This is a genomic window from Aquimonas voraii (genome assembly GCF_900101825.1).
Lineage (GTDB): Bacteria > Pseudomonadota > Gammaproteobacteria > Xanthomonadales > Xanthomonadaceae > Aquimonas > Aquimonas voraii.
On record NZ_FNAG01000002.1, the window covers coordinates 200,871 to 226,542 of the forward strand.

The following is a 25,672-nucleotide window of genomic DNA, read 5'->3' on the forward strand; positions in this document are numbered from 1 at the left end:
CTGCCTCTTGCCTTGCCTCGCGCTTGCCCCGGCCGCCCTGTCGGAGCGCGCGGCTCCACATCCGCAGATGCCTATCCTCGGATCCTCACTCTCAGATCCTCACCTTCAGGTCCTCAACTTCAGAATCCTGGGGGGAGCGCGCAGCGAGGCGGTCGGCTCCGCCCCAGCGCTGCTCACCGTCGCTATCGATTTCCTTGCCATCGGAGTCTTCCATGCATTGCTTTCAAGCCCACACAGACCGCGCCGACGAGATCGCCCAACTGGTCGAGTCCAGCTTCACCGCCTCCGAAGGAGAGCGCGAAGGCCGACTGATCGGCAAGCTCGCCTTCGATCTGCTGCGGCAGACACCGACCGAGGATCGGCTTGCCTACGTTGCCGAGGATGCGGGCCAGCTGGTCGGCGCCATCGTCTTCTCGCGACTGCGCTATCCGCAGGACTCGCGTCAGGTCTTCGTGCTGGCGCCGGTGGCCGTGGCCACCGCCCGGCAGCATCAGGGCATCGGCCTGCAGCTGCTGCGCTTTGGTCTGCAAGCCCTGCGCGAGCACGGCGTGGATGCCGTCCTCACCTACGGCGACCCCAACTACTACTGCAAGGTGGGCTTCCAGCCGCTGCGCGAGGACGAGGTGCAGGCGCCGTTTCCGCTGCAGATGCCGCATGGCTGGCAAGGTCAATCGCTGCGCGAGGCCCCTCTGCTTCCGCTGCCGGGGCCGTGCCGCTGCGTTGAGGCCTTGAACGATCCGGTGTTCTGGTGACATGGGCCGGCTCGGCTGCGCCCGCCGCATCGAAGTGCGCTGCCTCAAACGTCCGGGATACCGCCTCTCACTGCGCCGCCGTGGCCGACGCCTGCTCACCCCGCGGGCGCATCGCGCTCGCTCGGCGTTCGCCGGAACGCCGGCGACGCGGCAAAAGGATCGACCCCCGCGCGCTGCTGCGCGGCGGCCTCTGCCCACCAGTGCAGCTGCTCGATGCCGCGCGCTGCGTACTTCGCCCAGCGCGCTGAGTCCTGATCGGCGGCGGGCCTGCCGTCGGCCTCGAAGGCTTTGTCGGCATGCGGAAAGTGCAGCATCGCCGAGACCGGCAGGCAGCCGAGTTCCGACAGGTAGCTGCGCATGTTCAGCGCCGCCCGCGCGCCGCCCCACTGGCCGCTGGAGTAGGTCGCGATCAGGCTGGGCTTGAAGGCGAAGGCCGAGCTTGGGAAGTGATTCAGCAGGTCCGCCAGCGCCGGGCTCATGCTGTGGTTGTATTCGGGGCTCACCATCACATAGGCGTCGGCTTCGACGATCTGCCGCTCCAGCGCGGCGAGATGTGCCGGCTTGCTGCTTTCGGCGTAAGCGAAGACCGGCTTGAAGACCTCGGTGGGCGGGTAGTCGAGCGGATCGATCAGCGTGGTTTCGAAGCGACTGGCGAGGTGCGCGCCGAGAAACGCGCAGACGCGCTCACCCAGACGCTTGGGTTGCGGTGGTGTCGAGGCTCGGCGGGAGCCGAGGAAGAGCAGGGCTTTCATGTTGAGTCTCCGGACACGGTGGTGGTGGCGTCCCTCGCCGGCATGGGGTGCCCCAGCTTGGGCGAGTTCTTCAAACGGAAGATCGATGCTCCGAGGTGGGGATCACTCGATTGGATTTATCGCTCGGTCCGGTCCGCGACGGAGTGTCCTGTGCACCCTCGCGACTGCAACAGGGGTGAGCTTCCGCCTGTCTCGATGCTCCTGAAGTGGTAGACGCTTGGCGCATGCCTTTTCACGCGAGCCGCCTTGCAATCGCGTAGCCAAGCGCTGCAGAAACAAGGGCTGGCAGCCAGCCCTCTATCGCGTCCTGGAGCAGGGACACGTCCAGGAAGAGGGCCGAGATCGAAGTGCCCAGGATCAGGTAGGCGACAAGTACCGCGGTGATATCTCTCGCCGGCCTTGAATGGGCTCGTGTGCCGACCCAGGCGAAGACCAGTGATTCGAGCACTCCGCAGGCAATCAGCTGGGTCAGCCGGAACAGGCCCATGGGTTGGGTGACGTCCTGCGCTGTAAGTCCAAGGCTTGTGAAGCCGAGCGCAGTGATCACGCTGCTCGCCATTACCGTGAGCAGAAACAGGCCGAGCGCCCAGATGACGATGCCTGGTATCGACAGGCCGGACGCTGTCGTCGGGGCGGAGGGTGGTGGTTCAAACTGCTGCGAGGGCCGATACGGCGATGTCATCCGGTGCATTCGGCATGCTGTTCGAGGCAGTAGCGTAGGGCATGTGCGCCCCTCGCGAGGCGGCGTGGCGTGCCAGTGTGATTGGATCGTCAATTGGCGTAGCGGGCGCGGCTCACTCCAGCGTGTGCAGCTTCTTCGCTGCCGCTGCGACGCCTTCCAGCACGCGCTCCGCCAGCTCTCCAGGAAAGCGCTCGGGCAGCTGCCGGGCCACCTGTTCGACCACCACCGGCGCCCGTTCCGCCAAGTCCTCACGCAGCGCACGCGCGCGCTCGATTGGAAAGCCGCAGCGATGCGCGGTGGCGTCCCAGTGGCGGGGCAGGATGCGCTTCCAAAGGGAGTGACGATGCGTGCTGTGTGCTGCCATCGCCATGCGTGCGCGCTCGGGGGCAAGCTGATTGCGGCCCTTGCCCAGCACCGCATGCGCCGACAGCACGTCGTACAGCGGCGCCAGCCGATAGCGGCCGCCGGCCTCGATGTGCAGGCTGAAGTTCTTGGCGTGGCCATCGGTGGCGCAGAGCAGCCAGAACACCAACTGCGCGCGGAAGAAGGTCTCGCGGTCAGCCTCGGCCTGTGCCGAGCCCAGCAGGAGCCGCATGCCCTGCATGATGCCGGGCCCACCGTCGGCCTTGTACTTGAAGGCCGGCGGTGTGCCGGTGGCCTGGCAGAAGTCTTCCTGCGGCAGGCGCAGCCAATGTGTCCTGGCCTTGGCCAGGCGCCGATCAAAGCGCTGCACTACCAGTGCCTTCTGCTCTTCGAACTGGGCGATGCGACATTCCGCCACCGGCAGGCCGAAGGCGTGCAGAAGCTGCGCGCACAGCCACTCGTTCTCGACCGAGGTGGCGAAGTCGGCCTGCATATTGCCGACCCTGCCCAGCGGCAGCTTGAAGATGTGCGTGCTCGGCGTGGTGCCCAGCGGGCGCTGCCAGCCGCCAGCGTGCCAGAGCAGGGCGGTCTTCTCCTGCGCGCCGGCCAGCGAGATGCGCAGGTCGACCTGGTCGTCGCGGCCAAGCCCCGAGAGTGCCGGTGTGCGCCGGAGCAGGGCGGCGACATCGGCCTCGCGCATCGGCTCGCCCTCGATGCGATCAATCGGCGCGGGCGCCACCTCGTCCGGCAGCAGCTGCACCGCGCCCACGCAGTCGCGACCCACTTCCGCCAGCAGATCAAATGCGCGCTGGCTGGCGGCACCGAAGCGCGACTGCAGGCGCTGGCGAATGGCCGGGCTGTCCGGCAGCAGGTTGTCGAAGAAGGCCTCCACCACCGGGCCCGTGTAGGGCGCGGCGCGCAAGGGCAGAGACAGCGACAGCGGACGTGCGGCCTTGGACTGCAGCCAGCTCGCCTCGTACCCGAAGGCATGCACGCCACCTGCGCCGATGCGCCAGCGGCCAACGAACTCGCCGTTCATCCACACCGCCAGCTGGCGAGGGCCGCGTGCGCGCCTCACCTCACCACTCCGGCGACTGCGGATCGTCCGCCGGCGCTTCGTTCGGCTCCAGCACCAGGCGCAGCTGCAGGGCGGAGAGCAGCTTGTACAGGCTGGCGATGCTGCTGCCGCTGGGGTCGGTTTCGAGGCTGGAGACCGTCTTCTGCAACAGCCCCACCTTGCTGCCCGCCTCGCGCTGGGTCAGTTCAGCGCTCAGCCGCCGGCCGCGCAGCACGGCGGCCAGCTGTTGGGGGGTGTCGGCATGGAGGCGCATGGCGTATACCCTGTGGGGGATTTCGACGCTTTATACCCTCTGGGGGTTAGAGGTTCAATACACCCTGTGGGGTATTGCGCCGAAGCCCGCCGCATCGGCCCCCGAAGCGCGCATAGGGTGGGCCCCGGCCCACCATGAGCCACACGCTCGCCAAGGTCCTCGCCAACGCCCTGCCACCTCATCGCAAGCACCCGCGCGAGGTCAGCAGGCAAGGACACACCTGCACCCCCGACACCTCGCACCGCTGCGCTGGCAGCCCGCTCGCGGTATCGAGATCCAGACGTGCCACCAGCAGCCTCGGCGGGGCCTGCGGTTGCCAGCAGGTCACTCGCTCAATCCGCCACCTCCGAAGCCCAGTCCTCCACGCTCAATCCGCTGACACGCGCAAACTCGCGCGTGTTGTGCGTCACCAGCGTGGCCGCATCGGCGAGGGCGTGGCAGGCGATCCAAAGATCGTTCGCGCCGATCGGCGTGCCCTGATCCTTCAGTTGAGTCGCCTGCTCGGCATAGTGCCGGCAGATGGCCGGGCCGCTCGGATACCGCACAGGCACCTGGCGGCTGAGCTGGTCGAGCCGTCGCAATACCTCGGCCTTGCGCGTACTGCGCTCCGCGCCCTTCAGCAATTCCGCCCAAGTGATGAAGGACATGCAGATCTCGTCGGACTCCGGCAGCGCATCAATTCGTTGCGCCACGCTGGGCGGCCGGTTCTTGATCAGGTAGATCAGGATGTTGGTGTCGAGCAGATAGATCACAGCGGCTCGCGTTCCTGCACGTCGGGCTGGCTGGCGCGCTCCGCCTCCAGGGCCGCAACGAATTCCGCGTCCGCGTCTGCCAGCGCCTCAAGCGCTTCGAGCAGGGCAGCACCACGCCGCGCACGCAGCGGATGGATGATCAGATCACCCGCCTCGTTGCGGGTGATGGTGACGCGGTCGGTATCCAGCTTGAACTCGGCCGGAATACGCACGGCCTGGCTGTTGCCGTTGTTGAACACACGAGAGGTCAGGGTCGCCATGGCTGGCACCTGTGTTTACTTGAGTGTGTGTACTTTGGGGCTCCGCGTGCTGAGCTGCAAGCACAGCCAGCTTCCCAGCGTGAGCCGACACCGTGGACCGCGGCGCCACCGAGCACCTATAGGGTGCGCCCCGGCCCACCATGAGCGGCACGCCCGCCCCGGTCTTCGCCAAGGCCCCCGCCCTCCCATCGCAATAACCCGCGCAAGGCCAAGGGCAAGAGCACCCCTACACCCTCGACCCTCTGGACCGCTGCACCAGAACCCCAGTCGCTGCACTTGAATCCAGATCGGCCATCAGCAGATCAGGCAGTGCTCGCCTGCTTGCCCGGCATCCCTCCAGGACTAGAATCGACCCACCCCGAACTTCGGCCCTGCGTCATGACCACCGTACAGATCACCCTGCCAGACCAGCTTGCCGAAGAAGCCGCGAGCGCCGGTCTGCTGCGCGCCGAGCGTATCGAAGCGTTGCTGCGTGAGCAGCTGCGAGTAGAACGAGTGGCGCAACTGCGGGCCGCGAGGCATTCGCTGGCCGCGGACCCCGTGCCTGCGCTGACCGCAGCCGAGATTGACAGCGAGATCACCGCCTATCGCGATGCGCAGCGACGTGCGGCTGGTACTTGATACCAACACGGCCGTCTCGGGCCTGCTCTGGCCCGGAGGACCGCCCTGACACTTGATCGACGCCGCGCTCGATGGGCGTATCGAACTCTTCAGCAGCACCGCCCTGCTGGCCGAGCTTCAGGGCGTGCTGGACCGGCCGAAGTTCGCCCGAACACTGGCCAAGCGCGGAACGTCTGCGCGTACGCTGTTCAATGGCTATGCCGCGCTGGTGACGCATGTGTCGCCTGCAACGGTGCGGCGCGTCGTCAAGCGCGACCCTGATGACGATCACGTCCTAGCCTGTGCGCTTGCGGCCAATGCCCGCCTGATCGTCTCGGGCGATCTCGATTTGCTTGATCTCGGTGAACACGAAGGCGTGCCGATCTTCACGGCGGCCCAGGCCCTGACTTGGATCGAGCAAGCGCTGAACTGACGAAGCAGGCCCCGGCGACTCAGCTTTCATACCTCGCAAGATCGCCCACAGCTTCGCCGGAGCGCCATAGGGTGAGCCCCGGCCCACCATGAGCCACTCGCTCGCCAAGGTCTTCGCCAACGCCCTGCCACCCCATCGCGAGCACCCAAGCGAGGCCGGCAGGCAAAGACGCCCCTACAGACCGGACGTCCTGCATCGCTGCGCCAGCAGCCCCGTCGCCGCGTGCAAATCGAGATCCGCCACCAGCAAACCCGGTACCCCATGTGGCTGCCAGCAGAGCAGCCGCCCATCGGGCGCGGCGATCGCGGAAGTGATCGGCACACCCTCGCTCGCACAGTTGACCGAAGCGAAGTAGACGGTGTTCTCTGCGGCGCGGCAGCGCACGGCCATCTCGTGGAAGCTGCCGCCCGGGTCGGCAAAGGTCTGCGGGCGAAAGCCGCCGGGCTCGCCGACGGCGGCATGCGGATGGAACACCACCTGTGCCCCGCGCCGCGCCGCCCAGCGCACCGTCTCGGGATAGCGCCAGCCCTCGTGGCAGATCACCACGCCAAAGCGCAGCGGGCCCACGCTGAACACCTGCCGCTCGCTGCCATAGGCGGGGTAGGTGGGCTCCTCATCCGGATCGATCTGGCCCTTGTCCTGCCAGCCGAGGATCTCGCCATCGGCACCGATCACGCAGGCGCTGATCTGCAGCCCGCGCTCGGTGATGCGCTCGGTGCCCAGGATCACCGCCACGCCTGCCGCCTTCGAGGCATCTGCCACCGCACGCACGGCCTGCTCAAGAAAGCCCGTCTCCGGCGCCGGCATCACCGCCCCCGGCCATCGATAGCCGGGGATAAAGCACTCGGGGAAGCAGAGGATCAGCGCGCCTTGGCGCCCGGCTTCGGCGATGGCGGCGACGGCGGCATCGACCGCGGCTTCGCGGGTGGCGGGGATTGGGAGGTTGGCGAGGGCGATGCGGGTGGTGGGCATGTCTGGGCCTGGTTTGACGTCACACGCGAAGCAGGGGCTAGGACAGTTCGGTCTTGAGCCAACTGCCCTCCCCTTGCAAGCTAGAGCTCGACTTCAGGTTCGGCAGTTGCCAGAGCAGAAGTCAGCTCCGACAGCCTGCCATTCTCGAAGCGAAAGCGGGTCGTAAACGGCAGGCTCGGGCAGCACAGTGCATCGCTTTCTGCGTACTTCAAGCCCTCCAGCGAGATCACACCTGCTTCGATGCTCACCGGGGCGTTCGGGAAGCTGCGCCAGCCCTTGCCGCCGATCTGCATCACGTCCAGCAGTCGGTAGGGCTCATGAGGGTCGTCGAGCTCGCCGGTTTCGTTAACTATGTGCGCGAACACGGCGAGGTAGTCGTTGTGCGAGTTGCTCTTGCGGAAGCCTTCGAGCGAGAACACTGCCACCGCGGCCTGCCCCTGATCGGGCAGCAAGGGGCCGAACCGCACCCCGTCTCTTTGCTCGCCTAGCACGGCGTAGCCGTCCGAAAGCAGTACGGCCAGCTGCTCCAGTCTGCGTGCGATCAGGGCATGGCGTTGCAGGTGCAGTATCCCCTGAGCGGGTTCCTCAAGCGCGAGTGATTCGTCGGGTGACGGGTCGACGGCTTCGCTTGCGGTGCCGCGCGAAGCGCTTATCGCCAGCGCTGCTGCCAGCAGAAGCTTCACAGGTGAATGTTCGAACGCGTTCAGGAGAGCTCCGTCAATCGTGGCGTTGTGACGCGTAGTGAGTGGCTTGTAGCAGCTCCGCCCCCATCCAGTAACTCAACTCCGCCGCCTCAGTCACCCCCCACACCGCGATATCCGCCCGCATCCCTTCCACCAATCGTCCCCGATCCGCCAGCCCCAGCGCCTTCGCCGCATTCACCGTCGCACCGCGCAGGGCTTCTTCGGGGGTCAGGCGGAACAGGGTGCAGGCCAGGTTCATGGCAAGGCGCAGGGACATCAGCGGTGAGGTGCCGGGGTTGAGATCGGTGCTGACGGCCATGGGCACGCGGTGGCGGCGCAGGGCGTCGATGGGGGGCAGCTGGGTTTCGCGCAGGCAGAGGAAGGCGCCGGGCAGCAGCACGGCAACGGTGCCGCGTTCGGCCATGCGGGCCACGGCGTCTTCGTCGGTGAACTCGATGTGGTCGGCGCTCAGGCCCCCGTAGTCGGCGACCAGGGCCGCGCCGCCGAGGTTGCTGAGCTGGTCGGCGTGCAGCTTCACCGGCAGGCCCAGCGCGGTGGCTGCATCGAACACGCGGCGGGTCTGTTCGGGGCTGAAGCCGATGCCTTCGCAGAAGGCGTCGACGGCGTCGACCAGGCCTTCGTTGTGGGCGGCGGGCAGGATGGCGGTGCAGACGTGGCGGATGTAGTCGTCGGCGCGGCCGGCGTATTCGGGCGGCAGGGCATGGGCGGCCAGCAGGGTGGTGCGCACGCTGATGCCCAGCACCTCGCCGAGTCGTCGCGCCACGCGCAGCATGCGCAGCTCGGTGTCGATGTCGAGGCCGTAGCCGGACTTGATCTCGATGGTCGCCACGCCGTCACGCATCAGCGCGCGGGCGCGGGGCAGGGCGGCGGTGAGCAGCTGTTCTTCGGTGGCTTCGCGGGTGGCGCGCACGGTGCTGAGGATGCCGCCGCCGGCCTGGGCGATTTCGGTGTAGCTGGCACCGTTCAGCCGCATCTCGAATTCGCGGGCGCGGTTGCCGCCGAACACCAGATGCGTGTGGCAGTCGATCAGGGCGGGCGTGGCGAGTGCGTTGTCGAACAGCTCGATTTCGCGGGCCTGGTGGCGCTGCTCGGCGCTGAGCTTCGTCTGCGGGCCGATGTAGGCGATGCGGCCGTCGCGGATGCCGATGGCGGCGTCTTCGATCAGGCCGTAGCCGCTTTCGTCGGCGAGCGTGGCGGCGCGCAGGCCGCAGAGCAGGCGGTCGAAGGGCGCGCTCACCTCAGAGCTCGCGCAGGTAGAAGCGGTTGCAGGCGAAGTGGCCGGTGGCGCCCATGGCCCGCGGGATGCGGCTGAAGCCGCTGCGTTCGTAGAGCTTGGCGGCGGCGTCCATGCCGGTGAGGGTTTCGAGGTAGCACTGGCGATAGCCGGCTTCGCGGGCGTAGTCGAGGCAGACCGCCATCATCGCGGCGCCTGCGCCGATGCCGCGGGCCTCGCGCAGGAAGTACATCTTGCGCAGCTCGCAGACGCCGGGCACGTCACCCGCGAGTGGTGCGATGCCAGCGCCGCCGATGACGCGGCCGTCGCGCTCCAGAACGAAGTAGGCGTGGCCGGGGGCGGCGTAGTTTTCGCTCATCGCAGCGACTTCGGGATCGTGGATGGCGAAGCCCGGGCCGTCGGCGCCGAATTCCGGCATGACGGTGCGGATGATGTTCGCCACCGCGGGGTCATCGGCGGCGCTGATGCGGCGGATGCGTGCGTTGTTCGGCAGCGTTGCCTTGGGCGAAGTCGCGTCGGTGGAGCCGGTGTCGGTATGAGCGGGCATGGCGGTGCGCGTGGGCGGGTTGTGAAGGCCCGATTATGGGTGCGCGCGTGGCGATGTGGGGCGTGGCTTTGGTGGGGGGCGGGCCTCGTGGCGGGGCCGCCTGTGCGCAAGGCGGAAGCCTACGGCTTTGCCGCGCCCTCCATGGCGCGCGGCAAAGGCTCAGTTCTTCTGCCTTGCCTCAGAACAGTGCGCGCAGGCCCTGGGTCAGCGGCCGCGTCTGCTCGCGGCTGTCGCCGCTGGCCGACAGCGCGCCCGCGAGCGCGCGACGGAAGGGCAGGGCGCGGGCGGCGAAGGCGATGCCGGCCCGGCGCAGCAGGCGCGCCGGGGCGCTGTCGCTGGTGTAGAGCCGGGCGATCGCGCGGGTGGCCAGGTACAGCGGCCGGGTGGCGCGGCGCAGTTCGCGCTGGTAGCCCTGCAGGTCGCGGGCATTGGCGATGTCGAGGCCCACGGTGCGGGCCCGACGGATGCGCTGGGCCAGCAGATCCACGCCGAGCAGGCCGAAGTTGAAGCCGTGCGCGGTGACCGGGTGCATGCCCACCGCGGCATCGCCGACCAGGGCGAAGCGCGTGCCGACGAACTGGCGCGGATACACGCCGACCAGCGGATAGGCATGGCGGCTGCCGATCGGCTGCATGGCGCCCAGGCGACCGTCGAAGCGGCGGGTGATCTCGGCGCCGAAGGCGGCCTCGTCCATCGCCAAGAGGCGCTGGATCTCGCAGGCCGGAAGCGTCAGCACGGCCGAGGCGGTGCGCTCGCCGAGCGGCAGCAGGGCCAGGGTCTGGCCGAAGCCGAACCACTCCCAGGCGGTGTGCTCGTGGCCGACTTCGTGCCGCATGCGGCAGACCAGCATGGTCTTGCCGAAGTCCTCCATGTCGGCGGCGACGCCCAGCGCGCGTCGGGTCTCGGAGAAGCGGCTGTCGGCCGCGACCAGCAGGCGACCACGCAGCAGGCGGCCGTCGGACAGCTGCACCTCGGCATGGCTGCTGCGGCAGTCCACCGCGATCGGCCGCAGGCCATCGAACCAGTGCAGCCCGGCCTGCCCCTCCACTGCGGCATAGGCCGCACGACGGATGAGGTGGTTGGGCACCAGCCAGCCGAGGCGGTCGTGCGGGCTGGCGCCGGGGTCGATCTCGATGCCGCGCTTCGCATCGCCGTTCAGCACCTTGGCGGCCCGCAGCGGGTGGCGCTCGTCCTCGGGGATGTGCGCCCACACGCCCATGCGCTGCAGGAGCTCGACGCTGTGATGGGTCAGCGCGATCTCGCGGCCGTCGAACTCGGCCTCGGCGAGCGCTTGGCGCGGCTGCTGGTCGACCAGGGCGATGCTGAGGCCGGCATCCGCCAGCGCCCGCGCGAAACAGAGGCCGTTCGGCCCGGCACCGATCACGATCAGGTCGAAGTCCATGTGCGGTGTCTCGCGCTAGTGGAGGTGACAGGGCGCACAGGCTGCCGCAGGGCAGGGTGGCCGTTCCTGATCTGAATCAAGCGTTTGTGAAGACTGCGGGGCGATGCCCCGGCGGCAGCGTCTGGCGGCTGCCGTCCGGGGATCGCGGGCGTGTCAGCGGGAAGTGCTCGATGGCCGGTCAGGGCCTGGGCTCAGGGCAACGCTGGAGAATCCAGCGTTGTTGCGCGCCATGGCGGGCGCACCCGCGGATCGAGCACGCGATGCTTGATCCAGCCAAGGCGAGTCCGGACCTGCGCCGGACTCGCGATCACTGATCAAGGCCAGGATGGACTTGATCCGTGTTGCCTCAGGGGTAGCGGCGGCCGTTGACCTCGGCCTCGACCAGCACGCTGGTCGTGCGCGTGGTCTGGCTGCTGGGCGGCGCGCCGGCGGCGCTGGTGGTGCTGGTCGACTCCTGCTCGCTGCGCACGGTGCCGACGCTGGGATGGGCGGAGAGCAGGGTGCGGCCTTCGGTGCGGGTGCTGACGGAGAAGCCCGCCACGTTGACCGTGCTGTTGAGCGTGACGCGGGTGTCGAAGCTGCAGGCGCCATTGAAGGTGCCCGCCGGTGCGCTCACGTCGGCGCTGCCCGTCCGCACCGTGAGCTGTTCGGTCTGCACGTCGGCGGCGACCTGCATGCCCATCGCCGTGTAGCGGTTCTTCACCACATAGCTGCGGCGCAGTTCGGTGCCGACCGGGGTGAGGCGCGGAATCTCCACCGGCGGCTCGTACTCGTAGGTGCCCTGGGCGTTGGCCGAGCGGATGAAACCCTCGCCGCCGAGGTAGATGCGGTGGGTGTCGGTCTGCTCGATGAACTCGCGCACGGTCGCGCTGTTGTCGCCGACGATGCGGTCTTCCAGCACGAACACCGGGCGGCCCTTGTAGGTGCTGGTGCCGGTGACGCGCTGCTCGATGCGCCCGCCGCTGCCGTCCTGCAGCAGGAAGCGGTCGCCCACGCGCAGTGGGGGATAGCACTCGTCGCCCGCGGATGGCTCGCCGACCGGCGTGGCGGGTACGCTGCGGCACTCGCTGCTGCGGGCGCCGAACTCGGCGCGGCTGATCTGCACGCTGCGGGTGCTGCCGCCGATCGTGTAGCTGAACTCGCCGGCGGCGCCGTTGGTGAATCTGAGGCTCACCGTGCCGACCTCTTCGATCTGGCCCACCGCCGGCTGGCCGTTGATCTGATCGAAGCGGGTGCCGGTGCGACCGCGCAGCAGCGGGCCGGTGTAGCGGCCGTCGGCCTGACGCGTCGCGTTGAACACGAACCAGGCCGGCTTGCGGTCTTCGCCATAGGTGTACCAGGTGGCCGAGAGCAGGTCGCCAACGTGGTTGATCTGCACGCCCCAGCCGCTCTGGTCCGGGTTCCACCACAGTGCGGTGTAGTTGCTGAAGCCGGCCGGATCGGCGCTGCTGCCCGAGCACTCGAGCTGCTGGCCGTCGAACACGAAGCGATCGAGCTGCTTGCTCTGGCTGATGCCGTCGATGGTGTAGTCGAACAGCATGCGATCGCGCGCGGGAAAGCGCAGCCGGGCACTGCCGACCTTGGTGCCGGTCTCCGACGCACGGCCGTTGATCTGCGTGAAGGGGACGCCCGTGAAGCGGTAGACATCGCCGAGGTAGCTGCCGTCGGACTGCAGGCTGGCTCCGCCGATCACGAACCAGCTGGCTTGGCCTTGGACGTCATAGGTGAACCAGGTCGGCAGCAGGACATTGCCCTGGTCGATGGTGAACAGGCCCCAGCCCGACTCGTCGGCGCGCCACCAGCCGCCGGTGTAGTCGATGCTCTGGGCGAGGCCGGCCGAGGCCGGCAGCAGCAGGGCCAGTGAAAGCGCCAGTCGGCGATGGCCGAGAGCCGTGCGAATCTGCTTGAACATGGAGCGCCCCCTGTCGGCGTGGATGGACGCGGACAGGCTAGGTGTCGACGCGTGCCGCGTGTACCCCCTGAACTGGGGGGGCAGGGTTAGCCGCTTGTTGAAGAACTCCCTTCCGGGGAGTTTTTCAAGTCGGCGGTCCGGCGCAGGTCCGTACCGCCTCCCGACACATCCATCGCTTACGCGCTTGCTTCGTCGTCCCGGCCACCCTTGGCCGGGCTGGCAGCCTGTTTTTCAACAGCCTGCTCGACCGCGGCGAGCCGCAGCGAGAAGTCGATCGCCTGCACATGCTTGGTCAGGCTGCCGATCGAGATGCAGTCGACGCCGCTCTCGGCGATCGCGCGGATGCCTTCGAGGCCGACGCCACCGGACACTTCCAGCGGGACGCGGCCGGCGGTGAACTCGACCGCGCGACGGCGCTCCTCGGCGTTGAAGTCGTCAATCAGGATGCGGTCGGCGCGGGCCTTGATGGCCTGCGCCAATTCATCCAAGGTCTCGACTTCGACGATGACGGGCAGACCCGGCGACTGGCGGCGCGCCTGCGCCACGATCGCGGCGATGCTGCCGGCCGCGGCGATGTGGTTCTCCTTCACCATCACGGCGTCGTACAGGCCGATGCGGTGGTTGTGTCCACCGCCGCAGCGCACCGCGTACTTCTGTGCGAGCCGCAGGCCGGGCAGGGTCTTGCGGGTGTCGAGGATGCGCGCGCGGGTGCCGGCAACGGCTTCGACGAAGGCGGCAGCGCGGGTGGCCGTGGCCGACAGGGTCTGCAGGAAGTTGATCGCGCTGCGTTCGGCCGAGAGCAGGGCGCGGCTGGTGCCTTCGATGGCGCAGACCTCGGCGCCGGGCTGCAGCCACTGGCCGTCGGCTGCGCGCCAGTCGATGCGCGCCTCGGGGTCGAGCGCGCGGAAGCAGGTCTCGAACCAGTCGCGGCCAGCCAGCACGGCGCGTTCGCGGCAAATCAGGCGGGCGCGTGAGCGCGCGCCGGCGTCGATCAGCGCGGCCGTGGCATCGCCGCCGCCGATGTCCTCTTCGAGCGCGCGCACCACATCCAGCGGGATGCGTGCGCGCTCATCGGGGGTGAGCTCGGGGTGGGCGGCAAACTGCGGCATGCGGAGTCACTCGGGCGCGGGGGCGCATAGGGTAGGCGCGCGCTCGCTGCGCGCCTACCCGTGCATTCGCTGGCTACTTGCCCAGCCGCGCCACCAGCGCCTTCAGCACGCCCTGGGTTTCCGGGTGGTACCAGCCTTCGATGAAGGGGCCGAGGTCGATGGCGTCGGGCGCGCAGATCGCCTGGATCAGGGACTCGCGCGACATCGCGCGGGTGATCAGCATGGCCCGACGCGGCAGGCTCAGGTGGGCCTCCAGCCAGGCGATCGCGCGCGGGATCACCTGGTCGAGCTCGGCCACTTCGTCGACCATGCCGATCTCGGCGGCGCGGGTGGATTCGATCATTTCGCCGGCGACCAGCAGGCGCTCGCCGATACGCTCGCCCACGAGGCGCTTCAGCGCGTACTGGATCGGGCCCGGCACCACCAGGCCGACCTGGGTTTCGTTGAGTCCGATGCGGTACGGACCTTTCTCACCCGCACGCGCCATCACCCGGTAGTCGGCGAACAGGCTGATCACCGCGCCGCCGGCCGGGCTGTGGCCGGTCAGGGCAGCCACCACCGGGATCGGGCAGGCGGCGAGCCTGGCGCAGACCTGCATGAAGGCGCCCCAGGTGGCGAGCACGCCCTCGCGGTCGAGCGTGAGCAGGGTCGGCACGTCCAGCCCGCCGGAGAACAGGCCCGGGCTGCCCGAGATGACCAGCCCTTCGGCGCCTTCGCCGGGCGCAGCGTCGATCGCCTCGATCAGGGCCGTGAGCAGGGCGTGGTTGAAGGCGTTGGCCGGCGGGCGATCGAAGCGCAACTCGTGAACGCGGCCGTGGGAAATCTTCTGCAACATGCATACGCCTCCGTAGGGTGGGGGCGATAGCATAGCGGCCCCGCCGACCCCGGGCCTGCTGCGTGGCGTCAAGAAGCACGGGTCCGGGCCGCTGCAGACACGCCCGCCGATGCGCACGTGCCGCGGGCGAGATCACTCGCCGAGGGGAAGCCGACGCGTCGCCAGGGCGATCACGTCCTCGGCCGGCATCGGGCGAGCGAAGTGGTAGCCCTGCATCTGGTCGACGCCCATGCGCACCAGCAGGTTGCGCTGGGCGATGGTCTCCACGCCTTCGGCCACCACGGCGATATCGAGCGACTGGCACAGGGTGACCATGCCTTCGAGCAGGCGCAGGGCGCGCGCATCGGTATCGATGTCGTCCATGAAGCAGCGGTCGATCTTGATGGTGTTGAAGGGCAGCCGCCGCAGGTAGGCCAAGGAAGAGAAGCCGGTGCCGAAGTCGTCCAGCGAGAGCTTGAAACCCTGCTCGGACAGCCGGCGCAGAAAGCTGCGCCCGGCTTCGATGTTCTCGAGCAGGGCCGACTCGGTCAGCTCGATTTCCAGCATGTCGTGCGGCAGGCTGTGCCGCGCACAGGCCGCCACCAGCTGCTGCTCGGTGTCAGGGTCGAACACCTGCCGCGGCGAAAGATTGAGTGCGACCGGCGTATGCAGCCCCATGCGCAGCAGGTGCGCGGCGAAGGCAGCGGCGCGCTCCATCGCGATCAGGCCGAGCGCGCCGACCAGGCCGAACTCCTCGGACAGGGGAATGAAGGCGGTCGGCGAGACCGGCCCCAGCCGCGGGTTGTTCCAGCGCATCAGCAGCTCGTAGCCGACCACGTAGCCGCCGGCGCTCACCTTGGGCTGCAGCACGGTGTCCATCGCGCCGGCCTCGATGTCGCGGCGCAGTTCGGTGATCAGCTCCAGTCGGCGTGCCGCTTCGCCGCCCAACTCGCCGCGGTGGAACTCGGCGCGCGCGCGGCCCCGCTGCTTGGCCTTGCGCATGGCCGTCTCGGCCTGCTGCAGCAATTGATCGGCCAGGCGCGAATCCTCGGGGAACAGGGCGATGCCGATGCTGGCGCTGACCGAGACCATGCGCTCGCCCATCTGCATCGGCGCGCCGACGGTGGCGATGATCTGGCGCGCGGCGGTGGGCGCGCGCCCGGCGGCGTCCTCGCCATCGAGCAGCATGGCGAACTCGTCGCCGCTCAAGCGCGCCAACTCGTCGCGTTCGCCGGCCAGGTCCTGCAGGCGCTGCGCGGTCTCGAACAGGAAGGCATCGCCTGCGGCATGGCCCAGCGAGTCGTTGATCGCGCGGAAGCCGTCGAGGTTGATCCACAGCAGAGCCAGTGGAGCACCCTGCTCGCGGGCGAGACGCAGCTTGAGACGGTTCTCGAAGTGAGCGCGGTTGGCCAGGCCGGTCAGGCCATCCAGCAGGCTGGCGCGCTGGGCGCGCGCCTGGGCGCTGCGCTGCAGGCTGAGATCGCTGAGCGTGGCGACCAGCATGCCGCGGCGCTCGGCGCCTTCGATCACCCGCAGGATGCTGAGTTCGACGGGCAGCAGGCTGCCGTCGGCGCGCTTGAGCTGCAGCTGCTCGCGCCAACCTTCGCCGACCTCGATCAGCAGGTGCTCCAGTGCCCTGCGGTCGCCCTGCAGCAGGCTGAAGACATGGCTGCCCTTGCCAAAGCTGTCGATGCCAACGAGATCGTGGAAAGCGCGGTTGCATTCGTGGATCACGCCGCGGCGGTCGAGCATCAGCATCGGCTCGCGGGCCTTGTCGAAAGCGTCGCTCAGCAGGTGCAGTGCCTCTTCCGCCTCGCGTTCGGCGGTGACGTCGCGCAGGGTGCCGACGATGCGCTCGATCCGGCCCGAGGCGCTGCGTGCCACCGCGCGGCCGCGGATGCGCACCCAGCGCCAGTTCGAATTCAACCGCAGGCGGAAGCTGCACTCCAAGGACTCGGCGGCGCCGCGCAGGTAATCGCGCCAATGCGTACTGGCCTCGCCGATGTCGGCCGGGTGCACGCTGCCGGCGTCGTCGAGCAGGATCTGCGGCGCGTCATCGAGGGTCTGCAGGCGGTCGCCCTCGAAGCTGCGCAGGCTCAGACGACTGCTCGCGGCCTCCCACTCCCAGATGCTCTCGCCGCTGGCCCACAGCGCCAGCGCGAGGGTGTGCTCGGCCTCGCGGGCGCGCTCGGCGCTGAGGTAGAGCTCGCGGCTCTTGGCGGTGAGCAGGGCTTCGGCCTGGCGCCGCGCCTCGCGCTCGCGCTCCAGTCGGCGCTCCATCAGGGCCAGGCGCTGTTGGGCGGCGGGATCCTGAGGCTCCGATGCGGGCGGCAGCAGCAGTCCAGGCATGGTGTGGGTAGCGCCGCCGGGTTCAGTAGAGGGCATGGAGTTCGAACACCATCGCATCGGCCCCCAGTTCCGGCGCCTCGCGCAGTTCCAGTCGTTGTGGCTCCTTGTAGAGATCGGCAGCGCCAATGATCAGGCCCTCGGCCAGCGCGCTCATCCGCCGCGGCGAGCGATAGGCGAGCTGCAGGTGTCGTGGCCCGCGCTCCAGCACTTCGAAACGCGGCAGCCGCGCTTCGGGATAGAGCTTGTGTACCTCGACGTGGATGTGCGACTCGATGCTGGCCAGGAAGTCATAGAGGGTCCGCTTGCCGGCGAACAGCTCCGGATAGGCCTGTTCGAATCGGCCCAGCAGATGCTGGCCGAAGCCGCGCACGAGCGTGTCCACCGGCTGTCCGGTCTCCTCGGACAGCAGGCCGACCAGGCGCACGATCTCCTCGTGCGGGTAGTAGCCCACGGCGGTGTAGGCGCCGCCATGGGGCAGCGCGGCGCGCTGCAGCACCCGGTCCGCCAGCTCTGGCGAGTAGCGCGTTTCAACCATGTCCATGAGTTCGGTGAAGACCATGCCCAGCATCGGACGCTCCGGTGGGGTGGGAACGCTTGGCGCATGCAAGCGCTGGGCCGCGGCAACGCGAGGGGGTGCGGTATGACGAGCGCAGCCGCAGCCGCACGGCTGGCTTGACGGCGCGGCGTCCCCCTGCGAGGTTCCGGGGCTGCCTTCCCTGGACCTCTCGCCCCATGCCCCAGACCGCCGCCCTGCCGAGCCGCTCCTTCCACCCGCCGCAGCGCCTGCTGCTGGGGCCGGGGCCATCCACCGTGCCGCAGCGCGTGCTGGACGCACTGGCCCGTCCCACCCTGGGCCATCTCGACCCGGCCTTCGTGGGCTTGATGGACGAGATCAAGCTGCTGCTGCGCTACGCCTTCCGCACCGAGAACGCGCTGACGTTTCCCGTTTCCGCTCCCGGCTCGGCCGGCATGGAGGCCTGCGTCGTCAACCTGATCGAGCCCGGCGATCGAGTGGTCGTCTGCGTCAACGGCGTATTCGGCGGACGCATGCGCGAGAACGTGCTGCGCGCCGGCGGCGTGCCGATCCTGGTCGAGGACGACTTCGGCCAGCCGGTCAGCGTCGACAAGGTCGAAGCCGCGCTGAAGGCCAATCCGGGCGTCAAGGCGCTGGGCTTCGTGCACGCCGAGACCTCGACCGGCGCGCGTTCGGACGCCCAGGCCCTGTGTGCGCTGGCCGCGCAGCACGGCGCGCTATCGATCGTCGACGCGGTGACCAGCCTCGGCGGGATTCCGCTGGAAGTCGACGCCTGGGGCATCGACGCCATCTACTCGGGCTCGCAGAAGTGCCTGTCCTGCCCGCCGGGCCTGTCGCCGGTGAGTTTCTCCGAGCGCGCCGTGGCCGCCGTGCGTGCGCGCAAGACCCCGGTGCAGAGCTGGTTCCTCGATCTGTCGCTGGTGATGAACTACTGGCAGGGCGAGGGTGGCCGCAGCTATCACCACACCGCGCCGGTCAACATGCTTTACGCCCTGCACGAAAGCCTGCTCATGCTGGCGGAGGAGGGGCTGGAAGGCGCCTGGGCGCGGCATCAGTCCAACCACCTGCGACTGCGCGCCGGCCTTGATGCGCTCGGCCTGGAGCTGCTGGTGCCCGAGGCCGCCCGCCTGCCACAGCTCAACGCCATCCGGATTCCCGAGGGCGCCGACGACCTCGGCGTGCGCCGCGCCCTGCTCAACGAGCATGGCATCGAGATCGGCGCGGGCCTCGGGCCCCTGGCCGGCAAGGTCTGGCGCATCGGCCTGATGGGCGAGAGCAGCCGGCCGGAGTGCGTTGACCGCGTGCTCGGCGCCCTGAAGCAGGTGCTGGGGCGCTGACGCAGCGGCGGGTTTCCCGCACCGGCGTGACGCCCATCACGCGACGCCGGCGCGGGTCCGCGCCAGCATGCCCTCCCATCCGAACGCGCGACGCGGAACCGCCCAGATGGACCCGAGCCAAGACATCGATCTGCTGGCGACCCTGTGCGGCGACTGGGAGGGCGTCACCCGTCTCCACGCCGGCCATGCCGCGCATCCCGAGCACACCTCCAGCGCCTGGCTGCGCTGCGTGCAGGCCGGAACGCCTACGCGTGCCCGGCTGCGCTACGTGTGGACCTTCGAGGACCGCATCCGCGAGGGCCATCTGCTGCTGGCAGTGGATCCCGGTAGCCGCCGCGCCAGCGGCGCCTGGATGGACAGCGGTGTCGGCGGTGCCGTGGGCGGCGCCGAGGTGCTGGCCCTGCGCGGCTGGCTGGACGAAAGCGGGCTGCTGCGCCTGAGCGGGCAGGGCGGCGAGGGCATCAGCGCGGACTGGACCTGGCGGCTGGAGCTCGACTGTCCCGAGCCGACCCGGCTCGAACTGCGCCTTTACACGATCTCGCCGCAGGGCGAGGAAGAACTCGCCGCCTCGGCCGAATACCGGCGCTGAAGCCGTGTGCCTGCCCTGGGCGTCCGGACCAGCCCTGGCGCCCTCGCTCGCGAGCCCTGAGCCCCGTCAGCGCTGCCTGGACACGCGCCCGAACCCGCTCTCCGCCTCGGCCGCGAGATAGGCGAACACCGCATACGCCCGCGCCTGCTGGTCCAGCGCCTCGCTGTCGATCTTGTCCAGGGTGTCGTTGGCGGTGTGGTGGTAGTCGAAGTAGTCCATGCCGTCCTGCGCCAGCTGGGCCCAGGGCACGCCGCGCTGCACCAGCGGGCCGACGTCCGGGCCGGGGCCGCCACCCTCGCGCTCGAAGGGGATGCCGAGCGGCGCCAGCACCTCGGCGATCTGCTCCAGCAGCGGCCAATAGGTGGGCTCCACGCCTGCGCGCAGGGCGTAGATGCGGCCCGCGCCGAAGTCGCTCTCGGCGCCGATCACATGCTTCGCCATCTGCTCCGCATGCGCGGCGGCGTAGGCGCGCGCGCCGAGCAGGCCCTGTTCCTCGTTGCCCCAGGCGATCACCCGCACGGTGCGGCGCGGACGCTGATCGAGCTTCAGCAGCGCGGCGCCTGCGGCCATGGTGATGCCGATGCCGGCGCCATCGTCGAGCGCGCCGGTGCCGAGGTCCCAGGAGTCGAGGTGGCCGCCGATCACCACGACCTCGTCCGGCAGCTCGCGTCCGCGGATGTCGCCGATCACGTTGTAGCTGGTCGCCTCGCCGCGGTTCTCGGCATCAATGTCGAGACGGATGCGCACCGGCTGGCCGCGCTCGATCATGCGCGTCAGCAGGTCGGCGTCGGGGTTCGAGACCGCCGCCGCGGGGATCTGCTTCACGTCTTCGGCGTAGCGCATGATCCCGGTGTGCGGGAAGCGATCGGTATTGGTGCTGATCGAACGGATGATCAGGCCGACCGCGCCTTTCTTCGCGGCCTCGACCGCGCCCGAGCTGCGCCCGATCACGCTGAGCCCGTAGCCGCGGCCGTCGCGCGCGCGCTGGGTGCGCTGGCTGATGAAGACGATCTTGCCTTCGGCCGCGTCGGTCGGGGCGGCCTGCAGCGCGGCGATGCTGTCGAAGGCCACGATCTCGGCTTCCAGCGGCTTGCCGCCGGTGCCGATGCTGCCGCCGAGCGCGGTGATCGCCAGCGGCTGCGGATACGGCGCAAGAATCTCGCCGCGCTCATGACCGCGCCGCCAGTAGGGGAAGCTGAAGGGCTCGATCCGCACGTCATCGAAGCCGAGCGCTCCGAACTTCGCCAGCGCCCATTCGATCGCGCGGGCATCGGCTTTGGTGCCCGCCATGCGCGGCCCGACCTCGGTGGTCAGCGACTCGACGATGGCATAAGCGGCGCCGGCCTCGACGTGCTTGTCGCGCAGGGCGGCGGCGTTCGCAAGGCTCCCGGCTGACAGCGGCGCCACGACAGGCGAGGCTGGCTCAGAGGCATGCGCATTCAGCGCTAAGAGGGCGGCGAGCAGGCAAACGCGCAGACGCATGGCGGAACTTCCGGAGGCAGGAGAACGCTGGAACCATGCCAGCGCCCGAGGGCACCGGCATGTGCGGAAAGGCCGGGAGCCGAATCGGCCTGCCCGGCTCTCGAACTCACTTCTTCAGCAGATCGCGGATCTCGCGCAGCAGCAGCACGTCTTCCGGCGGTGCCGGCGGCGCGGCGGGCGCTTCTTCCTGCTTGCGCTGCAGGCGATTCATCAGCTTGATCACCATGAAGATCGCGAACGCGATGATGGTGGAGTCGACCACCGTCTGCAGGAAGGCGCCGTACTTGAACAGCACCGGCTCCACGCCCTCCGCGCCTTCCTTGAGCGTGATCGCGAGGTCGGAGAAGTTCACGCCGCCAACGATCAGGCCGATGACCGGCATGATGATGCCGTCGACCAGGGAGCCGACGATCTTGCCAAAGGCCGCGCCGATGACCACACCCACCGCCAAGTCGACGACGTTGCCGCGCATGGCAAAGGCCTTGAATTCACTGATGAAGCTCATGTCGCCCCCGAACAGTCCAGCGGCGCCGTTCGCCGCGGGCCGACTTTAGCGGAAGCGCGGGGCTGCGGGTTCAGGTGTGCGGCTGCGCGCGCAATCGCGCATCCAAGGCCGCCAGCCGCTCCGGCGTGCCGACATCTTCCCAGGCGCCGGTGTGCTTGAGCCCGGCGATGCGATCGGCGCCCATCGCTGCGCGCAGCAGTGGGGCGAGGCCGAAGCGCGGCGGGCTGCGGCGGCTGTCCTCGTTGTCGCCGATGACCTCGCGCCAACCGTCCAACAGGCGGGCGTCGAACAGGCCGATGCCGGCATAGGTCAGGCGTGGTTCGCCCTCGCTGCGCAGGCGCCCGCCCTCAAAGTGGAAATCACCGCGCGGGTGCTGCGGCGGGTTGTCGACCATCAGCAGCTGGGCGAGATCGTTCGGCGCGAGTGCGAAGCCGGCGTAGTCGACGTCGCAGAACACGTCGCCGTTGACCAGCAGGAAGCGCGGCGCATCCAGCAGGGGCAGGGCGTTCAGCAGGCCGCCGCCGGTCTCCAGACGCTCGGCCTCGCGGCTGTAGCGGATCGAGATCCCGTAGCGCGTGCCGTCGCCCAGCGCCGGCTCGAAGCAGTCGGCGAGGTGGGCGATGTTGATCACCACGCGTCGCACGCCAGCTTTGGCCAGCGCTTCCAGATGCCACTCGATCAGGCGCTTGCCGCCGACGGGCAGCAGGGGCTTCGGCGTCACGTCGGTGAGCGGGCGCATGCGCTCGCCGCGGCCGGCGGCGAGGAGGAAGGCGACGTCGACCGCGCTCATGCCGATGCGTCTGCGCGCGGCCGGGTGAGGTCGCGGCCTTCGGTGAAACGCTGCATGAGCACGCGGAAGTCAGCCAACTCGGGGTGGCGCGCGGCGATATCGAGCACGTAGCCGAGCACGCGCGGCAAGTCAGCGAGGTAGCCGGCCTTGCCGTCGCGGTAGTGCAGGCGGCAGAAGATGCCGAGCACCTTCAGATGGCGCTGCAGGCCCATCAGGTCGAAGGCGCGGAAGAAGCGCTGCGGCGCATCGGCGATCCGCCCGGCGCGCACCAGTTCGCGGCGGAAGTCCTCGGCCCAGGCCTGCACGCGCGCTTCGTCCCAGCGCAGGTAGCAGTCGCGCAGCAGGGAGACGAGGTCATAGGTCAGCGGGCCGCCAAGTGCATCCTGGAAGTCGATGATGCCGGGGCCGGGCGTGCAGTCGATCAGGTTGCGGCTGTGGTAGTCGCGGTGCACGAACACCCGCGGCTGTGCCATCGCGCAGTCGAGCAGCAGGCGGAAGGCGGACTCGATCGGGTCCCAGTCCTCGCATTCGAGCGCGATGCCCAGATGCCGCCGCAGGAACCATTCCGGCATCAGCTCCAGCTCCATCTCGAAGCGGGCCTGCTCATACGGCTGTACGGCCTCGGCCGGCAGGGTCTGCAGGCGCAGCAGGGCCTCCATCGCGCGGCCGTACAGGGCGTCGGCGCTGTGCTCGTCCAGCCGATGCTGGTAGAGCGCATCGCCGAGGTGTTCGATCAGCGCGAAGCCAAGCCCGGCATCGGCGGCGATCACCTTCGGTACGCGCAGGCCGGCGCCGCCGATCAGCGCGCCGACGTCCAGCCAGGGCTGCAGCGGCACCTGTGCAGGTGGAGAGTCCATCAGCAACAGCTCGGGCGCGCCGTCGAGCCGCAGGTAGCGGCGGAAGCTGGCGTCGCTGGCCGCGGGAGCCAGCGCGAGGTCCTTTCGGCCCAGCCGCTCGCAGGCCCAGTCCAGCGCCTCGATCGCGCGCGGATCTGCGGGTGCGATGGCGATGGGGCCACTGGAATCGTGCGCGGTGCTCACGCGCTGGCGGCGAGATCGGCTTCGGCCAGCGCACGCACGTGGGCGACGCTGCATTCGCGAAGCGCGGTGAGGCTATAGCCGCCCTCCAGCGCCGACACCAGACGGCCCCGGGCGTGGCGGTCCGCGAGGTCGATCAGCTCCTCGGTCAGCCAGGCGTAGTCCGCGGCTTCGAGGTTCAGTCCGGCCAGCGGGTCGAGGCGATGGCCGTCGAAGCCGGCCGAGACCAGCACCAGCTCGGGCCGGAACGCGTGCAGGGCGGGCAGGGCATGGCCGCGGTAGAGCTCGCGCAGCTCCTGGCCGCCGGCGCCTTCCGGCAGCGGCAAATTGAGAATGTTGCCGGCGCCGCGCTCGTGGGTTTCGCCGGTATAGGGGTAGAGCGGCGTCTGGTGGCTGGACAGGTACATCACCCGCGGATCGTTCCAGAAGATGTCCTGGCTACCGTTGCCGTGGTGCACGTCGAAATCGATGATCGCCACGCGCTTCAGCCCATGCTTCACCAGCGCATGGGCCGCACCCACCGCCACCGAATTGAACAGGCAGAAGCCCATGGCCTGGGCGCGTGTCGCATGGTGGCCGGGCGGGCGCACCGCGCAGAAGGCGCGCTTGGTCTCGCCCGCCATCACCGCATCGATGGCAGCCACGACCGCGCCGGCGGCATGGCGCGCGGCCTCGGGCGAGTCCGCGTTCATCGCCGTGTCTTCGTCGATGCGGTGCTGCTCCTCGATCGCGACGTCGAGGATGCTGGCGACCAGCGCCGGCGTATGCGCCAGCAACAGCTGTTCGCGCGTGGCACGCGGCGCTTCGCGCCAGTCGATCGGCAGATCCTCGATGCCGTGCAGGGCATGCAGCACCGAAGCCAGACGCTGCGGCGATTCCGGATGGCCAGGGCCCGCACTGTGGCGGATGCAGACGGGGTGGGTGAACAGCAGCATCCGCGCGGGTCCTCGAATCAAGAGCGGGAGAACGTCAACCCTTGCGCCGCTCGTGGTTCCACAGCACTTCGCCGTGGCCCGAGGCGCGCGCCAGCACGCGCGCCATCACGAACAGCAGGTCCGACAGTCGATTGAGATAGCGGATCGCCTGTGGACGCACCGCATCGTGGTGGCCGAGGGTGACCACCTCGCGCTCGGCGCGGCGGCAGACGGTGCGCGCCACATGGCAGTGCGCGGCCGGCGCGCCGCCGCCGGGCAGGATGAAATCCTTGAGCGGCGGCAGGTCGGCGTTGAGCCCGTCGAGGATGCCTTCGAGGCGCTCGATATCGGCGTCCTGCATCGCGGCATGGCCCGGGATGCAGAGCTCGCCACCCAGGTCGAACAGCTGGTGCTGGATCGAGATCAGCGGTTCGCGGATCGCCTCGGGCAGGTCCTGCGCCAGCAGCACGCCGATGCAGGAGTTCAGCTCGTCGACCGTGCCGTAGGCGGTGACGCGGGCGGAGTCCTTGGCGACGCGGCTGCCGTCACCCAGGCCCGTGGTGCCGTCGTCGCCGGTGCGCGTGTAGATCTTGGAAAGCCTGTTGCCCATGGCTCAGGCCGCTGCGCGGGCAGTGCGAAGGGCCGGCAGGCGCTGCTGCAGCAGGGCGTAGCCGCCGAACAGGATCAGGCTCCACACCGCGGTGCCCAGCAGCTGGGCGCGGAAGAAGGGCAGGGCCGCCACATAGCATTCGGTCAGGCCGACGTTGCAGGCCGGGTGCGTGCCGAGATTGTCGGCGGTGGCCCAGACCGCGAAGTTGGTGACCACGAAGAACAGCACCGCTCCGGCGAGGCCGGCGGCGCCGACGCGCAGCACGCTGACCCGGTCGCGCAGCCAGAAGCCGAGCAGCACGCAGGCGGCGACGCAGCCGTAGACCACCGGCATCAGGCCGTAGACGCCGATGTACAGATCGCTCAGCAGCAGGGCGCCCAGCGGCACCGCGAACGCCGCCCAGCGGCTGGCGAAGTAGGCGCCGCCGAACAGGGCGATGGCCTCCACCGGGGTGAAGTTCCAGGCGTGCGGCAGCAGGCGCGAGGCGGCGGCGGCGAGGATGAAGGCGGCCAGCAGCAGCGGGCGCAGCGGCAGCGAAGAGGCGTTGGGGGACATCGGCGGGCTCCAGCGGAATCGGCGCAGCGCAGCGCCGGGGGACAGCGCCCAAGGATAGCCGAGGCGATTGCGGGGCGGTGAGGGCCGATCGTGCAGGCGAAGGTTCGACTTGCAGTCGAGCAGCGCCCAGAGCGTGTGAATAAGCCCGGATGCCGTAGCGAGGGCGTTGCTGGGCGTTCGTGGCAAAGCGCGGAAAGTGAATTCAAGAAAGTTTGGTGAATCCAATGACCGCGGAAATCGCGTGGCGCGCTGCCGCCACGGGCGACCCGAGGCGGCCGCAGCAGGCGGATGGTTCCCACACGCTCTCAGCGGAGGCGGTGCGCCAGGAGGCGTCGGGCCGAGCGCGGCTT

General features: G+C 69.4%; 29 protein-coding genes. 5 read left to right on the top strand and 24 right to left on the bottom strand.

What is annotated here, in order from left to right; translation table 11 throughout:
• Positions 1–91 precede the first annotated feature (91 nt).
• Positions 92–214 (bottom strand): hypothetical protein, encoded by a 123-nt coding sequence (locus BLP83_RS19215; protein ID WP_281187105.1) that lies wholly within the window; start codon positions 212–214, stop codon positions 92–94.
• Between BLP83_RS19215 and BLP83_RS05570 the strand changes: the two genes are divergently transcribed.
• Positions 213–752 carry a GNAT family N-acetyltransferase gene (locus BLP83_RS05570; RefSeq protein ID WP_091239904.1) on the top strand — a complete coding sequence of 180 codons (540 nt, stop codon included), beginning with the start codon at positions 213–215 and terminating at the stop codon, positions 750–752. The two genes, BLP83_RS19215 and BLP83_RS05570, sit on opposite strands and share 2 nt — an antisense overlap.
• A 95-nt stretch (positions 753–847) precedes the next feature.
• Here the strand turns inward: BLP83_RS05570 and BLP83_RS05575 are convergent, their stop codons facing one another.
• The 6 genes from BLP83_RS05575 to BLP83_RS05600 form a co-directional block, all read right to left on the bottom strand.
• Positions 848–1,504 (bottom strand): NADPH-dependent FMN reductase, encoded by a 657-nt coding sequence (locus tag BLP83_RS05575; protein WP_091239906.1) that lies wholly within the window; start codon positions 1,502–1,504, stop codon positions 848–850.
• A gap of 232 nt (positions 1,505–1,736) precedes the next feature.
• Entirely contained in the window at positions 1,737–2,186 is a 450-nt protein-coding gene (locus BLP83_RS05580) for a hypothetical protein (protein WP_143006556.1), read from the bottom strand.
• Between the two features lie 112 nt (positions 2,187–2,298).
• Positions 2,299–3,627 (bottom strand): type II toxin-antitoxin system HipA family toxin, encoded by a 1,329-nt coding sequence (locus tag BLP83_RS05585; protein WP_245679966.1) that lies wholly within the window; start codon positions 3,625–3,627, stop codon positions 2,299–2,301.
• Between the two features lies 1 nt (position 3,628).
• Positions 3,629–3,880, bottom strand: a complete 252-nt coding sequence (locus tag BLP83_RS05590; RefSeq protein ID WP_091239910.1) for a helix-turn-helix domain-containing protein — start codon at positions 3,878–3,880, stop codon at positions 3,629–3,631.
• Between the two features lie 332 nt (positions 3,881–4,212).
• On the bottom strand, positions 4,213–4,632 hold the full coding sequence (locus tag BLP83_RS05595) for a type II toxin-antitoxin system VapC family toxin (protein WP_091239912.1): 420 nt from the start codon (positions 4,630–4,632) through the stop codon (positions 4,213–4,215).
• Positions 4,629–4,892, bottom strand: a complete 264-nt coding sequence (locus tag BLP83_RS05600) for an antitoxin (RefSeq protein ID WP_091239916.1) — start codon at positions 4,890–4,892, stop codon at positions 4,629–4,631. Before BLP83_RS05600 ends, BLP83_RS05595 begins: the two co-directional genes overlap by 4 nt.
• A 378-nt stretch (positions 4,893–5,270) precedes the next feature.
• Here BLP83_RS05600 and BLP83_RS05605 point away from each other — a divergent pair, with 378 nt between their 5' ends.
• Together BLP83_RS05605 and BLP83_RS05610 are read left to right on the top strand one after the other, a co-directional pair.
• On the top strand, positions 5,271–5,513 hold the full coding sequence (locus BLP83_RS05605) for a hypothetical protein (RefSeq protein ID WP_091239917.1): 243 nt from the start codon (positions 5,271–5,273) through the stop codon (positions 5,511–5,513).
• Between the two features lie 52 nt (positions 5,514–5,565).
• Positions 5,566–5,925, top strand: a complete 360-nt coding sequence (locus BLP83_RS05610) for a putative toxin-antitoxin system toxin component, PIN family (RefSeq protein WP_218121197.1) — start codon at positions 5,566–5,568, stop codon at positions 5,923–5,925.
• Positions 5,926–6,099: 174 nt separating this feature from the next.
• Here the strand turns inward: BLP83_RS05610 and BLP83_RS05615 are convergent, their stop codons facing one another.
• The 10 genes from BLP83_RS05615 to BLP83_RS05660 all read right to left on the bottom strand — a co-directional run bounded on the left by BLP83_RS05615 (position 6,100) and on the right by BLP83_RS05660 (position 17,536).
• Entirely contained in the window at positions 6,100–6,897 is a 798-nt protein-coding gene (locus BLP83_RS05615) for a carbon-nitrogen hydrolase family protein (protein WP_091239919.1), read from the bottom strand.
• Between the two features lie 80 nt (positions 6,898–6,977).
• A complete protein-coding gene (locus BLP83_RS05620; protein WP_091239921.1) occupies positions 6,978–7,580 on the bottom strand; it encodes a hypothetical protein in 603 nt (200 codons plus the stop codon).
• 34 nt (positions 7,581–7,614) lie between these two features.
• Positions 7,615–8,838 (bottom strand): imidazolonepropionase, encoded by a 1,224-nt coding sequence (gene hutI, locus BLP83_RS05625; protein ID WP_091239923.1) that lies wholly within the window; start codon positions 8,836–8,838, stop codon positions 7,615–7,617.
• Position 8,839: 1 nt separating this feature from the next.
• A complete protein-coding gene (locus tag BLP83_RS05630) occupies positions 8,840–9,328 on the bottom strand; it encodes a GNAT family N-acetyltransferase (protein WP_425388978.1) in 489 nt (162 codons plus the stop codon).
• Positions 9,329–9,560: 232 nt separating this feature from the next.
• A complete protein-coding gene (gene ubiM, locus BLP83_RS05635) occupies positions 9,561–10,784 on the bottom strand; it encodes a 5-demethoxyubiquinol-8 5-hydroxylase UbiM (RefSeq protein WP_091239929.1) in 1,224 nt (407 codons plus the stop codon).
• Positions 10,785–11,130: 346 nt separating this feature from the next.
• The gene (locus tag BLP83_RS05640; protein ID WP_091239932.1) at positions 11,131–12,696 is read right to left on the bottom strand and encodes a hypothetical protein; all 1,566 of its coding nucleotides are present in this window, start codon (positions 12,694–12,696) and stop codon (positions 11,131–11,133) included.
• A 176-nt stretch (positions 12,697–12,872) separates the two neighbouring features.
• On the bottom strand, positions 12,873–13,805 hold the full coding sequence (gene nadC / locus BLP83_RS05645; RefSeq protein WP_091239934.1) for a carboxylating nicotinate-nucleotide diphosphorylase: 933 nt from the start codon (positions 13,803–13,805) through the stop codon (positions 12,873–12,875).
• Positions 13,806–13,878: 73 nt separating this feature from the next.
• Complete coding sequence (locus BLP83_RS05650) at positions 13,879–14,640, bottom strand: enoyl-CoA hydratase/isomerase family protein (RefSeq protein WP_091239937.1); 762 nt, start codon at positions 14,638–14,640, stop codon at positions 13,879–13,881.
• Positions 14,641–14,772: 132 nt separating this feature from the next.
• Positions 14,773–17,004, bottom strand: coding sequence for a putative bifunctional diguanylate cyclase/phosphodiesterase (locus BLP83_RS05655; RefSeq protein ID WP_218121198.1), 2,232 nt, complete (start codon positions 17,002–17,004; stop codon positions 14,773–14,775).
• A complete protein-coding gene (locus tag BLP83_RS05660; protein WP_176764025.1) occupies positions 16,991–17,536 on the bottom strand; it encodes a heme NO-binding domain-containing protein in 546 nt (181 codons plus the stop codon). Before BLP83_RS05660 ends, BLP83_RS05655 begins: the two co-directional genes overlap by 14 nt.
• A gap of 164 nt (positions 17,537–17,700) precedes the next feature.
• Between BLP83_RS05660 and BLP83_RS05665 the strand changes: the two genes are divergently transcribed.
• Together BLP83_RS05665 and BLP83_RS05670 are read left to right on the top strand one after the other, a co-directional pair.
• On the top strand, positions 17,701–18,840 hold the full coding sequence (locus BLP83_RS05665) for a pyridoxal-phosphate-dependent aminotransferase family protein (protein ID WP_218121199.1): 1,140 nt from the start codon (positions 17,701–17,703) through the stop codon (positions 18,838–18,840).
• Between the two features lie 106 nt (positions 18,841–18,946).
• Positions 18,947–19,429, top strand: a complete 483-nt coding sequence (locus BLP83_RS05670) for a DUF1579 family protein (protein WP_176764026.1) — start codon at positions 18,947–18,949, stop codon at positions 19,427–19,429.
• A gap of 66 nt (positions 19,430–19,495) precedes the next feature.
• Here the strand turns inward: BLP83_RS05670 and BLP83_RS05675 are convergent, their stop codons facing one another.
• The 7 genes from BLP83_RS05675 to BLP83_RS05705 all read right to left on the bottom strand — a co-directional run bounded on the left by BLP83_RS05675 (position 19,496) and on the right by BLP83_RS05705 (position 25,322).
• On the bottom strand, positions 19,496–20,911 hold the full coding sequence (locus tag BLP83_RS05675; protein ID WP_091239945.1) for a M20/M25/M40 family metallo-hydrolase: 1,416 nt from the start codon (positions 20,909–20,911) through the stop codon (positions 19,496–19,498).
• Between the two features lie 106 nt (positions 20,912–21,017).
• Positions 21,018–21,416, bottom strand: coding sequence for a large-conductance mechanosensitive channel protein MscL (gene mscL, locus BLP83_RS05680; RefSeq protein WP_091239947.1), 399 nt, complete (start codon positions 21,414–21,416; stop codon positions 21,018–21,020).
• A gap of 70 nt (positions 21,417–21,486) precedes the next feature.
• Positions 21,487–22,206 (bottom strand): N-acetylmuramate alpha-1-phosphate uridylyltransferase MurU, encoded by a 720-nt coding sequence (murU, locus tag BLP83_RS05685; protein WP_091239951.1) that lies wholly within the window; start codon positions 22,204–22,206, stop codon positions 21,487–21,489.
• Positions 22,203–23,246: an aminoglycoside phosphotransferase family protein gene (locus BLP83_RS05690; protein WP_245679967.1), complete on the bottom strand. Its 1,044-nt coding sequence runs from the start codon at positions 23,244–23,246 to the stop codon at positions 22,203–22,205. The genes murU and BLP83_RS05690 overlap by 4 nt, the downstream gene beginning before the upstream one ends.
• Entirely contained in the window at positions 23,243–24,178 is a 936-nt protein-coding gene (locus tag BLP83_RS05695; protein ID WP_091239956.1) for a histone deacetylase family protein, read from the bottom strand. Before BLP83_RS05695 ends, BLP83_RS05690 begins: the two co-directional genes overlap by 4 nt.
• 34 nt (positions 24,179–24,212) lie before the next feature.
• Entirely contained in the window at positions 24,213–24,767 is a 555-nt protein-coding gene (locus BLP83_RS05700) for a cob(I)yrinic acid a,c-diamide adenosyltransferase (protein WP_091239959.1), read from the bottom strand.
• A gap of 3 nt (positions 24,768–24,770) precedes the next feature.
• Positions 24,771–25,322, bottom strand: a complete 552-nt coding sequence (locus BLP83_RS05705) for a DUF6580 family putative transport protein (RefSeq protein ID WP_091239962.1) — start codon at positions 25,320–25,322, stop codon at positions 24,771–24,773.
• Positions 25,323–25,672 lie beyond the last annotated feature (350 nt).